Annotated in this window: 17 protein-coding genes; 10 read left to right on the top strand and 7 right to left on the bottom strand. The window is 39.0% G+C overall.

Features of this window, described 5'->3' with window-relative positions; all coding sequences use genetic code 11:
- Window positions 1–57: 57 nt before the first annotated feature.
- Together Q0A08_RS22785 and Q0A08_RS22790 are read left to right on the top strand one after the other, a co-directional pair.
- Entirely contained in the window at window positions 58–3,597 is a 3,540-nt protein-coding gene (locus Q0A08_RS22785) for a PAS domain S-box protein (protein ID WP_438463812.1), read from the top strand.
- 18 nt (window positions 3,598–3,615) lie between these two features.
- On the top strand, window positions 3,616–4,332 hold the full coding sequence (locus tag Q0A08_RS22790; RefSeq protein WP_438463813.1) for a response regulator: 717 nt from the start codon (window positions 3,616–3,618) through the stop codon (window positions 4,330–4,332).
- Between the two features lie 151 nt (window positions 4,333–4,483).
- On the opposite strand, the gene Q0A08_RS22795 is transcribed toward Q0A08_RS22790, so the two are convergent.
- On the bottom strand, window positions 4,484–5,905 hold the full coding sequence (locus Q0A08_RS22795) for an MATE family efflux transporter (protein WP_438463814.1): 1,422 nt from the start codon (window positions 5,903–5,905) through the stop codon (window positions 4,484–4,486).
- Window positions 5,906–6,042: 137 nt separating this feature from the next.
- On the opposite strand from Q0A08_RS22795, the gene Q0A08_RS22800 reads away from it, so the two are divergent.
- The gene (locus Q0A08_RS22800) at window positions 6,043–6,927 is read left to right on the top strand and encodes a LysR family transcriptional regulator (RefSeq protein ID WP_438463815.1); all 885 of its coding nucleotides are present in this window, start codon (window positions 6,043–6,045) and stop codon (window positions 6,925–6,927) included.
- A gap of 54 nt (window positions 6,928–6,981) precedes the next feature.
- Here Q0A08_RS22800 and Q0A08_RS22805 read toward each other — a convergent pair whose 3' ends face one another.
- On the bottom strand, window positions 6,982–7,944 hold the full coding sequence (locus tag Q0A08_RS22805; protein WP_438463816.1) for a nucleoside recognition domain-containing protein: 963 nt from the start codon (window positions 7,942–7,944) through the stop codon (window positions 6,982–6,984).
- A 141-nt stretch (window positions 7,945–8,085) separates the two neighbouring features.
- Here Q0A08_RS22805 and Q0A08_RS22810 point away from each other — a divergent pair, with 141 nt between their 5' ends.
- On the top strand, window positions 8,086–8,547 hold the full coding sequence (locus Q0A08_RS22810) for an Lrp/AsnC family transcriptional regulator (protein WP_438463817.1): 462 nt from the start codon (window positions 8,086–8,088) through the stop codon (window positions 8,545–8,547).
- 10 nt (window positions 8,548–8,557) lie between these two features.
- On the opposite strand, the gene Q0A08_RS22815 is transcribed toward Q0A08_RS22810, so the two are convergent.
- Together Q0A08_RS22815 and Q0A08_RS22820 are read right to left on the bottom strand one after the other, a co-directional pair.
- Complete coding sequence (locus Q0A08_RS22815; RefSeq protein WP_438463818.1) at window positions 8,558–9,262, bottom strand: helix-turn-helix transcriptional regulator; 705 nt, start codon at window positions 9,260–9,262, stop codon at window positions 8,558–8,560.
- 208 nt (window positions 9,263–9,470) lie between these two features.
- Window positions 9,471–10,031 carry a helix-turn-helix domain-containing protein gene (locus Q0A08_RS22820; protein ID WP_438463819.1) on the bottom strand — a complete coding sequence of 187 codons (561 nt, stop codon included), beginning with the start codon at window positions 10,029–10,031 and terminating at the stop codon, window positions 9,471–9,473.
- A gap of 100 nt (window positions 10,032–10,131) precedes the next feature.
- Between Q0A08_RS22820 and Q0A08_RS22825 the strand changes: the two genes are divergently transcribed.
- From Q0A08_RS22825 to Q0A08_RS22835, 3 genes are all read left to right on the top strand, one after another.
- Window positions 10,132–10,803, top strand: coding sequence for an AzlC family ABC transporter permease (locus Q0A08_RS22825; RefSeq protein ID WP_438463820.1), 672 nt, complete (start codon window positions 10,132–10,134; stop codon window positions 10,801–10,803).
- Window positions 10,796–11,116 (top strand): AzlD domain-containing protein, encoded by a 321-nt coding sequence (locus Q0A08_RS22830; protein ID WP_438463821.1) that lies wholly within the window; start codon window positions 10,796–10,798, stop codon window positions 11,114–11,116. Before Q0A08_RS22825 ends, Q0A08_RS22830 begins: the two co-directional genes overlap by 8 nt.
- Before the next feature lie 220 nt (window positions 11,117–11,336).
- A complete protein-coding gene (locus Q0A08_RS22835) occupies window positions 11,337–12,161 on the top strand; it encodes an HDOD domain-containing protein (RefSeq protein WP_438463822.1) in 825 nt (274 codons plus the stop codon).
- 55 nt (window positions 12,162–12,216) lie between these two features.
- Here Q0A08_RS22835 and Q0A08_RS22840 read toward each other — a convergent pair whose 3' ends face one another.
- Window positions 12,217–12,903 carry a fumarylacetoacetate hydrolase family protein gene (locus Q0A08_RS22840; RefSeq protein WP_438463823.1) on the bottom strand — a complete coding sequence of 229 codons (687 nt, stop codon included), beginning with the start codon at window positions 12,901–12,903 and terminating at the stop codon, window positions 12,217–12,219.
- Between the two features lie 181 nt (window positions 12,904–13,084).
- Window positions 13,085–15,307 (bottom strand): NADP-dependent isocitrate dehydrogenase, encoded by a 2,223-nt coding sequence (locus tag Q0A08_RS22845; RefSeq protein WP_438463824.1) that lies wholly within the window; start codon window positions 15,305–15,307, stop codon window positions 13,085–13,087.
- 476 nt (window positions 15,308–15,783) lie between these two features.
- On the opposite strand from Q0A08_RS22845, the gene Q0A08_RS22850 reads away from it, so the two are divergent.
- Window positions 15,784–16,710 carry a DMT family transporter gene (locus Q0A08_RS22850; protein ID WP_438463825.1) on the top strand — a complete coding sequence of 309 codons (927 nt, stop codon included), beginning with the start codon at window positions 15,784–15,786 and terminating at the stop codon, window positions 16,708–16,710.
- Between the two features lie 89 nt (window positions 16,711–16,799).
- Here the strand turns inward: Q0A08_RS22850 and Q0A08_RS22855 are convergent, their stop codons facing one another.
- Window positions 16,800–17,237, bottom strand: a complete 438-nt coding sequence (locus tag Q0A08_RS22855; RefSeq protein ID WP_438463826.1) for a DUF3010 family protein — start codon at window positions 17,235–17,237, stop codon at window positions 16,800–16,802.
- Window positions 17,238–17,561: 324 nt separating this feature from the next.
- Between Q0A08_RS22855 and Q0A08_RS22860 the strand changes: the two genes are divergently transcribed.
- The gene (locus Q0A08_RS22860) at window positions 17,562–18,782 is read left to right on the top strand and encodes a pyridoxal-phosphate-dependent aminotransferase family protein (protein WP_438463827.1); all 1,221 of its coding nucleotides are present in this window, start codon (window positions 17,562–17,564) and stop codon (window positions 18,780–18,782) included.
- A gap of 138 nt (window positions 18,783–18,920) precedes the next feature.
- Window positions 18,921–19,133: a (2Fe-2S)-binding protein gene (locus Q0A08_RS22865; RefSeq protein WP_438463829.1), complete on the top strand. Its 213-nt coding sequence runs from the start codon at window positions 18,921–18,923 to the stop codon at window positions 19,131–19,133.
- Window positions 19,134–19,286 lie beyond the last annotated feature (153 nt).

The following is a 19,286-nucleotide window of genomic DNA, read 5'->3' on the forward strand; positions in this document are numbered from 1 at the left end:
CACCTATAATTCTTTACAGATAACAATAGGATATGAAAGGTTAAACAGGGAGATTGTATGAACATCAAAAAGACAAAAATTATGTTCTTTTCGTTCTTAACCACGTTTTTACTTGTTGATGTAATCAGCGCTTTTTTTCAAGGCCATATAGAGCCAATGTTGAGCATTATGTTTGCTCTAACATCATTTCTTCTGTTCGTTTTAGGTTTTTATATATTTAACATTGTTGAGAAAATTATCTTTTTTAAAGATAAAGAGCTTGATGAGCTTACTCATAAGTTGGAAATGAAAAATGATGAAGATCATTCTGTTTTTGAGAATATTTTAAATGAAAATATTTTTTTGAAAGAACGCGTTTTTATTCAGTCTAAAGCAATTGAAATTGCTAATGTGGGTATAACTGAATTTTATAATAATGATTTTAGCTGCACAGTTTGTTATGTGAATGATGAATATTTAAATATTACGGGAAAAGGTAAAGAAAGTGTTTTAGGGGAGTCATCTCTTTTCATTAAAAAAATAAAAGAGAGTGCATCTGAATATGAAAAGTTTTCTCAATCTCTTTCTAACTATGATACTTATGAAACGACGATTCAAGATGTTAAGAACAATGGTACAAGCTATTGGAATAATATTCATATTTTGCCCATTTTCAATAAAGAAAACTGCGTAGATCGATTTCTTGCAGTACATATAGATATTACTGAAATCTGTAACGCAGAAAATTTCTCAGAGTCTGCCAATCTTGCCTTAGAAGAAATATTACATACAACAAATAATAAATTAGAAAGCTCCCAGAATAGAATGAAGGCCGTGTTTAAATCAGCTATCGACGGTATGTTTATTGCTAATGATAATGAAGAGCTATTAGATATTAATGAATCAGCGCTGAAAATGTTTGGATATGAAAAAGAAAATATTATAGGAAAACGTTTTAGTACTTTATTAGAGTTTTCTGATGACTCTGATATGAATTTAGTCAGTATTAACTATATTACCCAAACTCAATTATCTGGAGAAACAATAGAAACAACGGGTAAATCTTGTGATAACGAAATCTTCCCACTTTCTATTCATGCTAATAGTTTCGTTTTTAATAATGAAAGATTTTACTTCGGTACTTTACGGGATATCAGTGTTGCTAAAGTGACCGAATATGAACTGAATCTTAGTAAAAAGCATTTGCAGAAAATTCTTCATAGGTTAAACCTAGCAACAGAAGCAGGAGGAATAGGAATCTGGAACTGGAGCTTCATTACTAATGAATTAGAGTGGGACGATAGAATGTACTCTCTCTACGACATTGATAAGGAAGATTCGCTTAATAATTATGAAATGTGGCGTGGCAGGGTCTTACCTGAAGATGTTGACACTGCCGAAAATGAACTCGCATTAGCCAGAGAAACTTTATCTCAGTTTAATAGTGAATTTAGAATTCGATTGAAGTCTGGTGAAGTGCATTGGATTAAGGCGGCTGCCGATGTCATTTTTGATGAGGATACAGGTGAAGCAGTCGGTATGGGTGGGGTGAACATAGACATCACCAAGGAAAAAAATGCTCAAGAATTCTTAAGACAAGAGAGTGAAATAGCTCAAGCAGCCAATGAAGCTAAATCTATGTTTCTCGCAAATATGAGTCACGAAATACGTACACCAATGAATGGTGTTGTTGGTATGGTGAGCTTGTTACATGAAACGGATATGAACCAAGATCAGCAAATTATGGTCTCAACCATTCGGGACTCAGCGCTAACCTTGCTTAATATTATTAATGATATTTTGGACTTCTCAAAAATTGAAGCAGGGCAAATGTCATTAGAAATTATTCCAGTCGATTTTCAATTAGTGGTAGAGCGAACCGCAGATGTACTTTGGCTACAGGCCAATAATAAGAATATTTCTATTTATATAACCCACGACCCCAAAATACCGCAAACAATAATGAGTGATGGTGTGAGGCTGAGCCAAATCCTGATCAATGTATTGGGTAATGCTGTGAAGTTTTGTGGTGGTGATGAGCATTCATTCGGAGAAATTTGGCTTAAAACCTATTTAAATAGCCAGGGTGATAAAGACTCAGTTGATATTATTATTGCAGATAATGGTATTGGCATGACAAAAAAACAATTATCTAAATTGTTTACTGCATTCACTCAAGCTGACACTTCGACCACTCGTATGTATGGCGGCACAGGGCTAGGCCTATCAATTACCAAAACCTTACTAGAAATGATGGGAGGCACTATTAGTGTTAAAAGTGAAATAGGAATGGGGAGTACTTTTAAAATTAATGTTCCTATTGAGACTGCCTCTTTAAATCAGCAAGAAAGCAATGAAATAGATCTAAGCTCAAAAAAAATATTATGTATTTATAGTGATGCGAACTTAAAGTCCGCAGTACAAGAAAACCTGGAATATTATGAATGTGAGTTAAGCTTTGTGACTACGATAGACAAAGCAGAAGTGGTGCTGTGTCATGCTAAAAATGAAGGTGAAGCCTTTGACATGCTGCTACTTTGTCCTGAATACAGTCTTGATGATATTCAAGAGCGAAAAGAAAGTCATGTTGGTTATGATGCCTACGATGATCTGAAAGTTGTCTCAATGACAAATAACCCTTCTAAAAGTAAAGGTATAGTAAAACCTAACTCCTACATATTGGCCGCTCATCCACTAAAGCCTAGCAATTTCATTAATGCTATAGCCTCTTTGTTTGGCATTTGTAGTCCAAATATTCAGAGTGATAGTACGTTAAAAGAGGCTTTGTTAGACAGTTCAAATGATAGTTCTGTTGGTACCGACGCTTTTATTTTAGTCGCTGAAGATCAGCCAACCAATAGAGATGTACTGCAGCGTCAGTTAACGCGCTTAGGCTATCGCTGTGAAATGGCAAATGATGGTAAAGCGGCGTTGAACAAATGGAAAAAAGGCGAGTTTGATTTAATTTTAACGGATTGTCACATGCCTATTATGGATGGCTTTGAATTAACCAAAGAAGTGAGGTTAATGGAAAGCCAAGATAAAAGTTTAGGGCACACGCCGGTTATTGCAATTACGGCCAACGCATTAGTTGGTTCAGCAGAGCAATGTATTGCCTCTGGTATGGATGATTACTTATCGAAACCTGTGGAGTTATCAGAGCTAGGTAAAGCTTTACAGAAATGGATTAGACAAGCTTCTTTAACCAGAGCCGTTGAAGGAAAAGAAGAGACTCAGCTAAATCATAAGTCTATCGATATTGCTGAAGCCATAGATAACAGTCCGATCAATCTTTCTAAGCTAAATGATATTTTAGGTACTTTAGATGATGAGGTGATAATTCCTCTTTTAGAAGGGTATTGGGAATCCGTTTGCGATGACTTTGATAAGTTAAAACAGGCATTAGATTTACATAATAGTCAGGAACTTCAAGAGCTTGCCCATGCTGCGAAAGGGGCTGCGAATTCAGCCGGTGCAGATGCATTAGCTGAACAACTACTCAAAATTCAGAATACGGCAACACAACAAGAGTGGGATGAACTAAGCGAACTTTATGCTAAAAGTGTGAACGAGCTGGAAAAAATCAAACAGTATCTGCAACAGGAAAGTATTATTTAACTCAGGGTGGGATTAATTATGAAAAGCGCTTCAATGACCATTCTAGTGGTGGAAGACCATGACTTCTCTAGAAAACAAACCTTAGCAATGCTGCTACGTGTTGGCTTTGAAAATGTTTTATCGGCTAAAAATGGTGATCTTGCAATTGAGCGTCTTAATCAGCATAAAATTGACCTAGTGATCACTGATATCAATATGCCAAGTATGAATGGTATGACATTGATAAAGCAGATTAGGCTTGGAAAAACGAAAAACAACAAAGAGCTTAAAATTATCGCGGTGACCTCTTATTCAAATATAAAGGTGATTACCACCTGTATGGAGTTAGATATTGATGGTTTCTTAGTTAAGCCTCTTGCCGTTAAGCCCTTAACTGAGAAGATAAACAGTGCTGTTTTAGAGTCATCAAACCTGTATCACGAAGCAAGGTATCAAGACGTAGAAACTGTGTTTGATAGTTTAAGCGACGATACTTTAAGTCTGGCTGAGGTGGATGACTTTTGTGAGAATGTCTCACTACCTAGTCTAGAAGGTATTCAAAGCATTCCGAATATCAAGCAACTCAAAGAAGGTATGGTATTGGTAGAGGGCATCTTTACCAAAAATGGTTCCTGTTTGATATGTGCTGGTATCGAGCTAAATGAAAAGCATCTAAACCGGTTAATTGAGCTGGAAAGCATCGTGTTAACGAGAGAAATAAAGGTCACATTAACTTCAAATACAGCCGTTACTTAGCTTGTTTTGAAAGCTTCAGTAGATAGTTATAGCATCAAATCTAAAGGCTAAACTGATTAGCGTTACACTTGAAAGTAATCAGACGAAATTAACTCAATTCAAAACATTTCTATTAACTCATTAAGGTATTAGTTTCACTCGAATTAACATATCACCTGACAGCCGCACTTTTTTGAAATAGATTTTGTGTCTGTTTTAAATCTAAAATTAACATAGGCGCGACAATTAAGAAGAGCACAATGTTGGATACAGGCATAGCCAACCAAACCCCATCTAGCCCAAAAAACTTGGGTAAAAGGTATAAGAAAGGTAGCTGAATAAACATATTTCCTAATGCGATACTTAGTGCCTTTCCTGGTTGATTGACACTGGTAAAATAAATAGATGCCAGCATGATAAAGCCATCAAGAGCCAGTGCGAATAGGTGTAACTGAATACCATGAATCGTTGCTTGCGCTAAGACCTCGTCTTCATGATTAAAGAGTTGAATTAGCTCATTAGGGAAGAGGTTTAGCAGTAATGTCCAACTAAGTCCTGCGAATAAGGTGACTTTAATGGATAGCATGACTAAAGCCTGAATATCACTTTGTCTTTTGGCTCCAAAAAAGTAGCTGATAGGAGGTTGAGACCCATCAGCTATACCTTCTGCAACAAAGTAATATATGACCATTAGATAACCGACTATGGCATAAGCACCCACAGTAAGAGCGTTACCATATTCCATAAATAAAGCATTGTGTAGCCCTACCATGACACTGGTATATACATAAATGATGAGACTTGAAGACCCTAAGGCGATCACCTTTTTAGCTAGACTAGGGTCAAAAGTAAGGTAGGAATCTTCTGCTTTATTTTGAGTTCTATCCTCAGTGCCACTTTCTAATTGAAAAGGCTTTGTTGAATAGTGGCTGAAGAAGTAGCTAAGACCCAAGATACAAACAATAAGTTGAGCAATTAGAGTTGCAATCGCTGCGCCTGCTAAGCCTAGATTGAAATAATCAATAAATAGGTAATCTAATACAATATTGAGTAAGGCGCCAAAGCCCATTAACCCTGTGGCGATCATAGGGCTATTATCATTTCTAATCAGTAAGGGAAGGGCTGCGGCAAAAATGCTAAGAACACCGCCTATGCTAAACCAATCTAGATAGGCTTTGGCTAGAATAATTCCTTCTGGTGTTCCTGATTGGAGCTCTAATAAAAGCTCACCCAATAAACTCAATGAAAATGATGAAACAAGGCCAAGCGCCAGCATGACATACAAACTTGTCATTAAAAGCTTAGCGCTATAGTTGGATTTAGCGTTAGAGCCCTGAGATATTTCAGACTCACCTTGGTGGATAGATAACAGGCTACCGGCACCTATGCCAACCATAATGCCAAAACCAACAAGAAAGAAGATAATGGGCCAAGCCATATTGATTGCAGCCAAACCGCTGTAACCAATTACCTTACCAATGAAAATACCATCGACAACCTGATAAAGCCCATTCACCAACATGGCGGTAATCGCAGGTAAGCTATAGCGCCAAAATGTACCGCGAATGTATTTAGCTTGCGTTTGTTTTGTCATAGATGTGTTCATGGGCAATAGCTGTCTGTGTCGGAGAATATATATCACATCAGGATATCCTTATAATAAGATTGATGTTAGTTAGTTGGTATCTCTTTTAGAGATACAAAAAGAGAGTGTTAAACTGAGGAATGCTCATGAATTGGACATTAGATGAATTAACTGCGTTTGTTTATTCAGTTAAGTTTGGCTCTTTTTCGGCGGCGGCACGAAAAATGGGAAAAGTGCAGTCACGCATTAGTACGGCGATAGCAAATCTGGAAGCAGACTTAGGTTTTGAGCTGTTTGATCGAAGTGCCAAGCTGCCAATTTTAACAAAAGATGGTGAGCAAATGTTTATCGAAGCACAAGCTGTGCTTGCTCAGTGTCAGCGTCTTGAGGCGAGAGCAAAAGCAGTCACCATAGGTGAAGAGTTGACTCTCAAAGTCGCCTTGGATGAAGCGGTTCCTAATACGGCTTTTGAAGTCATGTTTCAGCGATTAGCGGATGAATTTCCTTCGTTAAAACTCACTATCATTAATGGTTCTCAAGAAGATATCGCCCAATGGGTGGAGCAAGGTATTGCCGATATCGGTATTATGTTTTACATCAGCACCTTAGCTGACTCACTTGAGTTTATGTCGATTGGACACTTTAGGCATAGCTTGGTTGTTAGTGCGCAACATCCTCTGGCCAAATTTGAAGCGCCAACTATCCATCAGTTAGCTCAACATAGACAATTAATAATTTGTGATAGAAAGGGTCAAACCCAAGAGCCCCCATTGTCAGCAAATCATTGGCAGATAGACAGTTATTATTATATTTCTATGATGGTGATGAGAGGTGTCGGCTGGGCTCTAATTCCCGAGCATGTGGCTAAATCTGATTGGGTATTAGAGGAGTTAGTGGTGCTTTCGAGTGAGTGTATTCCTTCTCCTTTGATGGTGGAGATAGGTGTGGTGAACCGTCGAGATAAAGCCATTGGCCCTGTGATGACTTGGTTGTTTGAAGCTTTAGATTCATTATTGGCAGAAGCTAGATAAAAAGGTTAAAGAATGAAAAGGGGCCAGACTTTAGCCCCTTTGTGTCTACCATGATTATCCTGGCTGAATATGTTTATTGGTTAGGTGTTTATCCCATACTTTAGCAGGGAGTAAATCCATCACCCTTGTAAGAATGGCAATGACAATGAATGAGAAAATGATTCTTGCCCAAAAAACACCCGCAAAATCAGCGCCTAGTAAGAGCATGAGGATGGTGTCTTCTATCATGCTATGACAAAGAGCAAGCAAGCTCATCGAGGCAAAAATATCTCTTCTTGAGACATGCCCTTGTCTAGCTTCGTTGATCAACAAACCACCACCAAAACTAATCCCTAAGGTAAAGCCAACGATAGTAATAGTTGTTGCTTGGCGGCTAATACCTAGCATTTTCAACAGAGGTGAAAGCATGTAGCCCATTAGTTTTTCAATGCCCAGCATCTTTAGAATTTTTAGTGCAAACAATAACCCTGCAATAATTATTTGGATCATAATTAAGCTTTCAACTTGGCCCTTAATCCAAGCTGTGAGGCTGGTATCAACGGGCTCTGGCTGCCATGATAATTGATTGACCTCTTGCAGATAATCGAATTCAAGGTAAAGCTTATTGAGTATCCAAGCCAGTATTAAGCCTCCACCTACTCTAAGTAGCAGTGTGAATCTCAGTCGAATACCTGCTTGCTGTGCAATCCGTGCCTCAACAGGTAACCCATGAGCAAATAACATGAGAATACAAAGCACAGTAACTTGAGCAACAGTCATTGTTTCTGCCTGCTGAGCGTAGAAAAAGATCAACATACCAGCATAAATATTGGTAAGTATGGTGGTTGCCCAGACAATTCCCATAGATTCAGGCAGGCCAACCCATTGCATGATAGGGCCAAGCACTAAAGCGAAGTAATCTAAGAAGCCAAGGCTCTCTAAAATTTTCACTACTATGATAGTTGGAATCATAAGTTTAAAAAGGGTGTAGGAAACATCCCAAATTTCTATCGCTAGTTCTTTAAAGAATTTTTTCATTTTTACGTCGCTCAAGGTTAACGATTGATTAGTCTTCAGGGCATAATTTTAAACAAGTGGGAAAACATAATATTTCTTAAATGTAGTTTTTAAATTAATATTATTTCTCATTATGATAATAAAATGAATTTGGATTAACCAATGATAGAGTTAGATGAAATAGATAAGCGTATTTTGAGAGTTCTTCAGAAAGATAATAAAATCACCAATGCGGCATTGGCTGACATGATCAGCCTATCACCTCCCGCTTGTCTAAAGCGGGTCAAGGCGCTTTATGATAAAGGCGTGATCGAAAAGAGTGTTGCTATCCTTAACCCTCATCTTATTGGTGAAGGTATTGTTATTATCGTTGAGGTAGAAATGGAAAGAGACAGGCGAGATATGTATGAACTCTTTATCAAGCGTATTCAATCTAGCCCCGAGGTAACTCAATGCTATCAAGTCACAGGGGAGGTCGACTTTGTGTTGATTGTAAATGTGGCAAATATGAAGATGTTTAAAGATTTTTCAAACAGGGTGCTTTATGGGGAATCTAATATGCGTAAATTTAGAACCTTAATATCCATGACTCGTAATAAGTTTAGTACCGAGATTGCCCTCTAGAGAAATACCTTTATTGAGAGTTAGTTTGAGGTAGTGTGATTTTCTCTTTTTTCTGCCATTCAAGCTTGAGTGTCTGTCTTGATCTAGGGTAATTCTCTGCTAGTACTTCAATTTTATTAATTCTATCCGTACGAAAGTGACGAAAGTCTTGGCGGTTTTCACACCAGGCAACGACTAAGCGAACGCTGTGGAAATAGGCGACCATAATGGGCCAAATGATTCTATGACTGGTATTTTCTTTGACATCTTTATAAGCAATGAAGAGCTTATTTTGTTGCCTAATGGCTTCTCTAACATCATCCATATTAATGCTGTCTTCAACGGCTTGTGCGAAGTTTGCAGATACTAGGTTGGTATCGAGAATAACACTTTGTAAATGTTCAGGTACGACTTCTTTAATTTTTTCTAATAAAGAGTTAGCCGACTGGCTTAGGTATTTATCTCCCCTTTGGCTAACCCAATGGGCCCCCAGTGCGACCGCTTCTAATTCGTTTGCGGTGAGCATTAGGGGTGGCATTTCATAACCAGGTTTTAAAATATAACCCACACCCGCTTCACCCTGAATAGGAACCAATTGGTTTTGAAGTTCTGCAATATCACGATAAATAGTACGTACTGATACTTCAAACTTATCAGCAAGCTGTTGTGCCTTTACGGGACGTCTGGCATTTCTAAGAATCTGGATAATGCTAAATAGTCGGTTTGTGGGTAACACCTTAACTCCTTTTACTCATGCTCAATAAGGGGGAGATCCTTAAAATTGAGGTAGGGACTTTTCGGCATTTAGCCTATTCATTTTATCACGCCAAGATAACCAGTTAACTTTTCAGTTTGAGTAAGGAAAATAGTCTTTTTTAGCGATAAAGAAGAAGTATAACAAAACCCTACTGACAAGATATGTCAGTAGGGTTTTGCTGGTAAACTTAGCCTTGTTCCATAATAACGATAGCTTGAGTGTGTTCCTCAAGGGCGTCGAAAATATGGGCCTGATCTGCAGGATAACTGATGTAATCACCTGGGTATAAAGTATGGGTTTGCTCATTAGGGCCGACTAGTGCGCTGCCTTGAGTGACAATAATATGCTCGACCACACCTGCCATATGAGGCTCGGATTGTCTTGCTTGACCAGGTTCTACCATTATTTGATAAATATCTCGTCTCGCTGCTGACGGGCAGGCTGATAAAAGCAAGCTTGTGTAGTTTGCATGTTCAGACTCTATTTTTATGCCGTCTCCTTTGCGAATTAATTGAATTTCGTTTTTCACAGGTTCAATCAGTTTAGAAAAAGGTACTTTCAGCGTGATACTTAAGGCCCACAGCGTTTCTAAACTTGGGTTACCAATGCCTGATTCTAGCTGGGATAGAGTGGATTTCGCTATGCCGGCCTGTCGAGCAATTTCCGCCATCGATAATCCTGTTTTTCGCCTCTCTCTGACCAATGCTTTAGCGACCATTTCAATAGGAAGTGGGTTTTTGTGAGTCATAAAAGCCTGCCTGTTCGATATAAAATACAAACGTTCGTCTTGACCGTTTAAATTGTTTTGTTCATTATATCGATCAAACGTTCATGATGGAATTGATGTTATGAAAAAAATGACTGCTTTAAACTCTTCTCAATTAAGTTTTCAAATCCTTTTCGTTTGCCTTGCTGATGCGCTTGTTGGCGTGTCCTATGGCGCTTTGGCAATCAGTCTTGGATTTGATTTATGGGTACCTCTTTCTTTATCGATTCTAGTGTTAGCAGGTGCATCAGAGTTTTTATTTATCGGCATTATTGCTTCAGGTGGAGGGGCGGTTACCGCAGCCATTGCAGGTTTATTGGTTAACTCTCGTTTATTGGCATTTGGTCTTAGTTTGAATACCCAATTAGGAAAAGGTTGGCGCAGGTTTTTTGGCTGTCATTTGATGAATGATGAATCTGTTGTATTTGGTATTAGCCAGCAAAACTCTAAGTTAAATAAAAGAGCCTATTGGCTCTCTGGGCTAGGGATATTAATTGCTTGGCCATTGGGCGTTTACTTTGGTGCTGTATTGGGAGAAATCATTGAGAGTACTCATGCCCTTGGGCTAGATGTAATGTTTCCAGCTATTTTGATTGCGCTTGTCTTACCTAAACTAACTAGCTCGACAATGCGAGTGACAGCCTCGACTGGCGCTGTGCTTTGTGTGGCGAGTACCCCTTTTTTGCCTGCAGGTATTCCTGCTTTGCTTTCTTTAATGGGCATTTTCATGAAGAGGGTGACTAAAAATGGATAATCAAAATGTTTTGTTAGGCATTCTTATATTAGCGCTTGGCAGTTACAGCTTAAGACTAGCGGGACCTTACTTACGACAGCACCTGACAAGATTCCCTGATATAGAAGTCTTATCGAATGAACTAGGCCAAATTCTTTTATTTAGTTTGGCAATTGCAACGGCCGTGTTTGAGGTTGGTGAATTTGCTGGTTTCGCCCGCTTGATAGGTTTTGTCATTGCCGCTTTTCTTGCATATAAAAGAGTACCTTTGCTTATCATTATCCTATTGGCGGCATCAGCGACAGCACTGCTTAGATTGCTAGGGGTCAGCTAAAAATTAAATTAGGTTATAGCCGATATATAAACTTTGTTTTCACCTTTAATTTTTCCAAAAGCATAGCTAGGCTGAAAGAATGGTTATGCAAAAAATACTAAATGGTAAGTTAAAACAATAAGTAGTAACCAGTGATTACTCATTGATTCTCTTACTTAACACACGTGTTTATCCAGAAATCTATTTATTTCATAGATCTTGTTTGATTTAAGGTGTTTTTATGGAAATCAGTGATTTATTAGAACAGACAGACAAGCTACCTAACGTCCCCGAAGTTGTCAGAGAGCTAATGCAGGCTCTAAATGACCCTGATGCGGATTATAATTTGATTGCGGAAAAGGTAGCAAAAGACCAAACACTTTCTCTTAAAATTTTACGATTAGTCAACTCAGCTCATTTTGGTCTGACAAGAAAAGTATCCACCATAGATGAAGCTGTGGTTATTTTAGGCATGGATAAACTTAACACCTTAGTGATCGCTTCTGGTATGGCAAACTCAGCGTCAGACGTTGATGGACTAGACATGAGAGAGTTCTGGAGTGATAGCTTTATGGTCGCCTCTATTGCTCAATGGTTGGCGCTAAGGTCTGATACAGTGCAGGCAGATGTTGCCTTTACAGCCGGTGTTATTTACAACATAGGCCGACTTCTACTCCATTTGGCTGCTCCAAATCGTGCTAAGGCAATACAAACCTTGGTAAAAGAGACGAAAGCGAGTCGTATAGCAGCTGAAACAGAGCGTTTAGGTTTTACCTCTCAAGATGCGGGTAAAGCACTATTAGATATGTGGAATCTGCCAGAAGAGCTTGGTATTGCGATTAAGCAATATAAGCGCCCTTATACCTATGAAGTGCCTTCTCCTTTAAGTGCGATTTTAAACCTCGCCAATTACATTAATGGTGCTATTACTGATAAAAGAGAGATTGATGAAGTCATCGTCTTTATGCCTAAAAAGGTAATCCAACTTGCGGGGCTTAAGGTGGAAATACTTGATGAAGTAGAAGGCGTATTGAATATGGAATCTGGTCTAGATGGTCTTATATAGATAAAAGTGCTTTAAGCACCTTTATCTATATAAGTAGTTCTTTTGATCATTGAGTTTAAACAACTACCACTTCGAACTGGCCAAGCTGCTCAATTTCACCCGTCAGCTTATCGCCTATTTGTATGGCTCCGACTCCTGCTGGTGTGCCTGTCATAATAAGGTCACCAGGGGCGAGTTCATAATACTTAGAGAGATAGCTGATCATTTCAGCCGTCTTCCAAATCATTTGGTTAAGATCACCTTGTTGACGAACTTCGCCATTAACTTTAAGGCTAATGCTACCTTGGTGTGGGTGGCCTATTTGGCTTGCTGGATAAATAGGGCTGATAGGCGCTGATTGCTCAAACGCTTTGCCTATTTCCCATGGTCTTCCCATTTTTTTCATCTGAGCTTGTAAATCACGACGGGTCATATCTAGACCTAGCGCATAACCATAAACATGATTCAGTGCATCATCCAGTTGGATATTCTTGCCACCTTTTTCTAGTGCAATCACCAGTTCCATTTCAAAGTGAACGTCTTGACTCATACTTGGGTAGGGGAATTGACCTGAAGTATTAATGTTATCTGTGTTTTTCTGAAAGAAAAAAGGATGTTCTTTATCTGGATCATGGCCCATTTCGATAGCGTGATCAGCATAGTTTCTACCAATGCAATATACCCTACGAACAGGGAATACTTGATCGCTGTTTTGAATGGCGATTGTAGTTGGTTCTGGTGCCGGAAAAAGAAGATTACTCATACTGCTACCTGCATTAAATCATGAGAGTGAAAACCATGTGAGTGTAAGCCATGGATGATGCTGTTTTAAAGTACAAAAAAAGCCTAGGCACATAAAGAACCTAGGCTTTTTGAGTTATTTGAAAACCTTATTTAAAGTCTTTTCAAATAACAAGGACTAACGCTTTAATTGCGAGTTGCGATTAAAGTGCTGCTAGTGCTTCGTTAAGTGTTGCGCTTGGGCGCATTACTTTAGCAACTTCAGCTAGGTCCATGTGGTAGTAACCTTCAAGACCTGCAGACTTACCTTGAACTTCATTTAATTCAGCAACAATTTTTGCTTCGTTTGAAGTTAGTGTATTTGCTAGTGTAGCAAACTTAGCAGCAAGTTCTGCATCTTCAGATTGTGCTGCAAGCGCTTCAGCCCAGTACATAGCTAGGTAGAAGTGGCTGCCACGGTTATCAAGTTCGCCAGCTTTACGAGATGGAGACTTGTTAGTGTCCAGTAGACGCTCTGTCGCTTGGTCTAGTGTTGCTGCAAGTACTTTAGATTTAGCGTTGTCATTCTTAATGCCAAGCTCTTCTAGAGAAACTGCCACAGCCAAGAATTCACCTAGAGAGTCCCAACGTAAGTGGTTTTCTTGAACTAGCTGTTGTACGTGCTTAGGAGCAGAACCACCTGCACCTGTTTCATACATGCCGCCGCCAGCAAGCATAGGAACAACAGATAGCATTTTCGCAGAAGTACCTAGCTCAAGGATTGGGAATAAATCAGTAAGGTAATCACGTAGAACGTTACCTGTCACTGAAATAGTATCTTGGCCACGCTTGATACGCTCCATAGAGAAACGAATCGCTTCGTTATAGGACATAACACGGATATCTAGACCCTCAAGATCGTGGTCTTGTAGGTATAGCTCAACCTTCTTACGAAGTTCGTTATCATGTGGACGTTCTTCATCTAACCAGAAAACGGCTGGAGTATTAGATTGACGAGCACGAGTAACACCCAGTTTCACCCAGTCACGGATTGGTGCATCTTTAGTTTGACATGCACGCCAGATATCACCTTTCTCAACATTGTGTTGCATCAACACAGTGCCATTTGCATCAACAACGCGCATTACGCCGCTTTCAGCAATTTCAAATGTCTTGTCGTGAGAACCGTATTCTTCTGCTTTTTGAGCCATAAGACCAACGTTAGGTACAGTACCCATGGTAGTTGGATCGAATGCACCATTTGTTTTACAGAAGTTAATCGCTTCTTGGTAAATACGAGCGTAAGTAGACTCAGGCATAACGGCTTTAGTATCTTTCAACTTACCGTCACGACCCCACATCATACCTGAGCTACGAATCATTGCAGGCATAGACGCATCAACGATGACATCACTAGGTACGTGAAGGTTAGTAATGCCACGTACAGAATCAACCATAGCCAGTTCTGGTCTGTGCTCATAGCAAGAGTGAATTGTTTCTAGAATCTCTTCCTGCTGAGAGTGAGGAAGCGATTTGATCTTGTCAGTGACACTGCCTAGACCGTTGTTAGGGTTAACACCTAGCTCTTCAAAAAGCTCACCGTATTTATCAAACAACTCTTTGTAGAAAACAGTTACAGCGTGACCGAATACGATAGGGTGAGAGACTTTCATCATGGTTGCTTTAACGTGCAATGACCACATGATGTTGTTTTCTTTAGCGTCGTTTAGAGACTCTTCGAAGAAAGCGCGTAGCTTTTTGCTGCTCATGTTCATGCTATCTAGCACTTCACCAGCTTGAAGAGGCAATACTTTCTTAACGCTAACGTCACCTGCTTCAGAAACAAATTCAAGACGAACATCTTGTGCTTCTTTACTAGTTGTAGATTGCTCGCTTGAGAAGAAATCGCCATCACGCATATAGTCAGCGTGAGTTTGAGACGATTTGTTCCAAACACCCATAGAGTGTGGGTTTTTACGAGCAGATGCTTTAACCGCTGATGGTGCACGACGGTCAGAGTTACCTTGACGTAGTACAGGGTTTACCGCACTACCTAGAATTTTTGCATAACGTGCTTGAACGTCTTTATCTTCATCAGAGTTAGCAACTTCAGGATAGTTAGGAACATCGAATCCCTGACTTTGAAGTTCAGCAATACAAGTTGTTAGCTGAGGAAGAGAGGCGCTGATATTAGGTAGCTTAACAATGTTAGCGTCTTCTTGAAGAGTGAGTCCGCCCAAGAATTTAAGGCCATCTACAATTTTTTGTCCATCTTCTAGTTTCTCTGGAAAGCTAGAAATAATGCGGCCAGCTAAAGAGATATCGGTAAGCTCGATTTCAATACCCGCTTCTTTAGTAAAAGAACGAAGAATTGGAAGTAATGACGCTGTCGCAAGAGCTGGTGCTTCATCCGTCAAAGTGTAATAAATAGTTTGGTTATCTGACATGTTGTTTTCCCCTAACGTTTACAAGCAGTATTGTAAAATGAATGTAAGAGGGCTTTTGGCCCCCTTGATTAGCGAGTAAGAGTGTCACATCGCTAAAATAATCTGTTCGAAAAATTCGCCGACATATAGTACATAAAAATGAAAGTTAAGGGGGTATTTGACATATCAACTAAGGATATAGTCATAATTTCGTATAGTGATTGATGCTTTAAAATTTATAAATATCAATGATTTAACTTATTTGTGTTATAAAGTTACTAAATTGTTAATAAATTAAATAATGGCTTAGAGTATGCTTTTTTAGGCCTAATTCGGGCTGGTTGGCGAATGATATTGTTAGAAAATTTAAAACTTATTGTGATTGACCCATTTGAAAATACATAGAAAAAGCATAAACATCGGATTCAGTTTGAACTGGTTTCTAATAATCTTGTCAGATAATTTCAATTTTGTTGGTGTGCTTTTAAGGCGATAGCATGAGATTTGATCCTAAGTTATTTTTACTCACCAGTGTGGCTTTAGTTGCCTTCGCTGGAAACTCATTTTTATGTCGCTGGGCACTTGCTGGGCAACAAATAGATGCCCTTAGCTTTACCTTAATTCGGCTTTTATCTGGCGCGATTACGTTAGTTTTTCTATTTGTATTAGTAGAAAGAAAATCTGTCACACAGGTGTTAGCGTTAAAACCTAGCTTAACGAATGAAAAATCTAAAAGTCTCATGCACAAGGTGACACCGATATTTGGTCCCTTTTTGCTTTTTACTTATGCTGCTGGCTTTTCTTATGCTTATCTATCTTTAGAAACAGGTATAGGTGCCCTCATTCTCTTTGCTGCTGTGCAAATTAGCATGATAGGTATTAATGTTGTAAAAGGAGAGAGGCCAAACCCCGTTCAATGGTTAGGTATCTTGCTGAGCTTTAGCGGATTTATTTATCTTTTGTTGCCAACTTTATCATCTCCAAGCTTAAAAGGCTTTGTTCTTATGACGATTGCAGGCGTTGCTTGGGGTGTTTATAGCCTACAGGCTAAGCAAAACGCTGGGGCAAATGAGTCTGCGTTAATGAAAACAAGCCGAAACTTTATTTGGTCTATGCCCTTCGTAATCTTTTTACTCATTGCAAATCTCATGATGTTAGGAAGTGACAATTTATTTATTGAAGCGAAAGGTGTTTATCTAGCTATTATTTCTGGAGCGATCACATCTGGAATAGGTTATGCCATTTGGTATCAGGTGGTAAAACTTCTTAGTGGTACTTTAGCGTCTGTAAGTCAGTTACTTGTCCCCGTTATTGCAACCGCCATGGGTATAAGCTTTTTAGGTGAAGGGATAGAGCTACATTTTATCGTCTCAAGCTTCATGGTGCTGGGTGGTGTGATGATTGTATTGCTGAAAAAAGCTTAGGTAAGTTGAAAGATTATGAGAGGTTTAGTTTGAATGGGGAGCTTTCTAGTTAAACCTGACGTAGATGCCAGGTTTAACTAACCTAATACTTACTCTTTTGGTGCTTCTGGGCAAAGAGAAGCATAAGCTGTATTAAAGGCACCTTCTTGAAAAGCTTTAAGACCTGTTGCTGCAAAAGGAACAGGCATAGGTGTGTATTTGATGCGAGATTTGATTTCAGCATTATTCAGCAGCTTAACATTAACCGTATCAATTAACTGAATTGCAGATTCCATTTTAAAACCTACAGAACCACCGGCAAACTTACCTTTGGTAGGGCGCTCTCGGATAACGACTTCATCAACTTTATAATCTTCAAAAAGCTTTTTTAATGTGAATTGAAAGCTTTTTAAGTTCTCGCTTAATTCTGATTTCACCAAGGAGACGCGAGTTTGACGACAGTCCGCTATTTGAAATAATCCATCTTGCTTTGAAAGTAAGCACAAGATGGCATCACTACCTTTAATTTCAATGCCACAGGTTAACATTTTATGATCCTAATCGGGTTTTAGTGCCGGCATTATCCCATAAAATCCAAGCCACGCCCTAACACTATTAAAATACTGTTTTATAAGGTGTTTTAAATGCTGGATATTGGAGTAAGTCATACTGGCAATCTAGTTAAAATAGGGTGGGAAAGTGCTGTGAAAATGCTAAGTGAAGAATAAAGCACTGTATTGCTGTTGATATCTCTTTTTTAAAAGTCAAATACGCTATTATTGCCGAATAAAATTTCGTTTAATTAAAAAAAACAAAATTTTAAACTACTTCCTTTTCAATTTTCACATTTTCGTTTGTATTTAGGTTTTATTATGAGTCTTGACTCGCTCAACATTGTTCCTCCTAGCTTAATGTCCCTTGATGATATTTTACCCCAAGAACCTCTGTTAATGATGGGAGCAGGACCTGTGCCAATTCCCGCCCGTGTCGCCAGAGCGAATTCTTTAGTGGTAAACCATCTTGGTGGTGCTATGGCCAAGGTAATAGAGCAAGTAAAAGTCATGGCGCAATATGTGTTTCAAACACGTTCACCTTGGGTAATGGGGGTAGCAGGCCCAGGGTCTGCTGCAATGGAAATGGCGGCAGCAAATCTGATTGAACCTGGTGATACCGTTTTAAGTATTCGTAATGGCTTTTTCAGTAATCGTATGGCGCAAATGGCAGCACGTGTTGGCGCTAAAGTGATTGAGCTTGAGATAGATGTTAAATCTGCAGCTGACCCGAGTTTAATTAGAGAGGCAATGCAAGAACATAACCCGAAAGTATTGACTATGGTGCAGGGTGAAACCTCTAATACAGTGTGTAATATTCATTTAAAAGACATTGCTAGCATTGCGAAAGAACATGGGTGTTTAGTGGTTGTCGATGCGGTTTGTACTTTAAGTACCATGCCGTTAAAAATGGATGAGTGGCAAATTGATGCGATAATCACAGGAGGTCAAAAGGGGTTATCTTCAATTCCTGGCGTTTCCTTGTTAGCGTTTTCTGAGGCGGCTTGGCTGCGTATTCAAGAAAGAGAAACGCAAGTTGTGCAATGGTGTCTTGATGCTAAGTTAGCCACTAACTTTTGGCACAAAGACGGATATCACTATACCGCACCTGTTTCTGGCATTATGGCTTTGCATGAAGCACTTAAATTAGTGTGCGAAGAAACCTTAGAAGCCAGATTCAATCGACACCTCAAATGCTCTAAAGCGTTGCAGCAAGGTATAGAGTCCATGGGCTTAGAACTATTTGTGCCTGAGCATTCACGTTTAAACTCGGTAATAGGTATTTGTATTCCTGAGGGCTTAACCGCCATGGATATTTGCCATCACATTTCTCATAAATACCGTGTTGAAATAGCCGGTTCTTTTGGTCAACCTGTTGTGCGTATCGGACAAATGGGAGAGCAGTGTCGAGAGCATAACCTTTTCAGAGCGCTTCATGCTTTTGGAAGTAGCATGCGAGACTTGGGTGTGAAAGTGGATTTGCCAACAGGTATGGCACAATTAGAAACTTACCTGCAGAAAACGCCTAAACATTTTACCTAAATTAAAAATCTCTTATTAATAGTTTTTTCTACTAGTTCAATGATGACAAATAGTTTGCAAATATAAATGAGAATATTTATCAATTATTGTTGAAAATCGTTCTCATTACTACTAAACTCTATTTCAGGTTGAATAGTAATGAGATTGTTTCTTATGTACGTTTGTATTTGCAAAGGGATTACCCAAAAAGAGATTCAAAGCGCGGTTGAAGCGGGAGCTAGCTTGCGTGATATTCGTAAATCTATGGGAGTTGCGTCTGAATGTGGATCTTGTGGTCAATGTGCGAAACGCTTGGTTAAACAAACTCAAGATGAAATGCGCATGATGGATAGTTTGTCATACGCAGTCTAAGTAAAATTTACTATTACACAAAATTTAGAAAAGGCGATCTAAGCTAATTAGATCGCCTTTTTTGTTTATGGAACTAAAAGGCAATATGCCCCAACTTTAGCGTATAAATAGGCTTAAAAGGGAGCGTAAAAATGCTCTCTTTTAAGCCTATTG

The organism is Marinomonas sp. PE14-40, from assembly GCF_051623805.1.
In the GTDB taxonomy this organism is placed as follows: domain Bacteria; phylum Pseudomonadota; class Gammaproteobacteria; order Pseudomonadales; family Marinomonadaceae; genus Marinomonas.

Excerpts from the sequence above, each read along its gene's own strand:
- Q0A08_RS22785 (WP_438463812.1), top strand. The coding sequence starts at position 58 with ATGAACATCAAAAAGACAAAAATTATGTTCTTTTCGTTCTTAACCACG.
- Q0A08_RS22790 (WP_438463813.1), top strand. The coding sequence starts at position 3,616 with ATGAAAAGCGCTTCAATGACCATTCTAGTGGTGGAAGACCATGACTTC.
- Q0A08_RS22795 (WP_438463814.1), bottom strand. The coding sequence starts at position 5,905 with ATGACAAAACAAACGCAAGCTAAATACATTCGCGGTACATTTTGGCGC.
- Q0A08_RS22800 (WP_438463815.1), top strand. The coding sequence starts at position 6,043 with ATGAATTGGACATTAGATGAATTAACTGCGTTTGTTTATTCAGTTAAG.
- Q0A08_RS22805 (WP_438463816.1), bottom strand. The coding sequence starts at position 7,944 with ATGAAAAAATTCTTTAAAGAACTAGCGATAGAAATTTGGGATGTTTCC.
- Q0A08_RS22810 (WP_438463817.1), top strand. The coding sequence starts at position 8,086 with ATGATAGAGTTAGATGAAATAGATAAGCGTATTTTGAGAGTTCTTCAG.
- Q0A08_RS22820 (WP_438463819.1), bottom strand. The coding sequence starts at position 10,031 with ATGACTCACAAAAACCCACTTCCTATTGAAATGGTCGCTAAAGCATTG.
- Q0A08_RS22825 (WP_438463820.1), top strand. The coding sequence starts at position 10,132 with ATGAAAAAAATGACTGCTTTAAACTCTTCTCAATTAAGTTTTCAAATC.
- Q0A08_RS22830 (WP_438463821.1), top strand. The coding sequence starts at position 10,796 with ATGGATAATCAAAATGTTTTGTTAGGCATTCTTATATTAGCGCTTGGC.
- Q0A08_RS22835 (WP_438463822.1), top strand. The coding sequence starts at position 11,337 with ATGGAAATCAGTGATTTATTAGAACAGACAGACAAGCTACCTAACGTC.
- Q0A08_RS22840 (WP_438463823.1), bottom strand. The coding sequence starts at position 12,903 with ATGAGTAATCTTCTTTTTCCGGCACCAGAACCAACTACAATCGCCATT.
- Q0A08_RS22845 (WP_438463824.1), bottom strand. The coding sequence starts at position 15,307 with ATGTCAGATAACCAAACTATTTATTACACTTTGACGGATGAAGCACCA.
- Q0A08_RS22850 (WP_438463825.1), top strand. The coding sequence starts at position 15,784 with ATGAGATTTGATCCTAAGTTATTTTTACTCACCAGTGTGGCTTTAGTT.
- Q0A08_RS22855 (WP_438463826.1), bottom strand. The coding sequence starts at position 17,237 with ATGTTAACCTGTGGCATTGAAATTAAAGGTAGTGATGCCATCTTGTGC.
- Q0A08_RS22860 (WP_438463827.1), top strand. The coding sequence starts at position 17,562 with ATGAGTCTTGACTCGCTCAACATTGTTCCTCCTAGCTTAATGTCCCTT.
- Q0A08_RS22865 (WP_438463829.1), top strand. The coding sequence starts at position 18,921 with ATGAGATTGTTTCTTATGTACGTTTGTATTTGCAAAGGGATTACCCAA.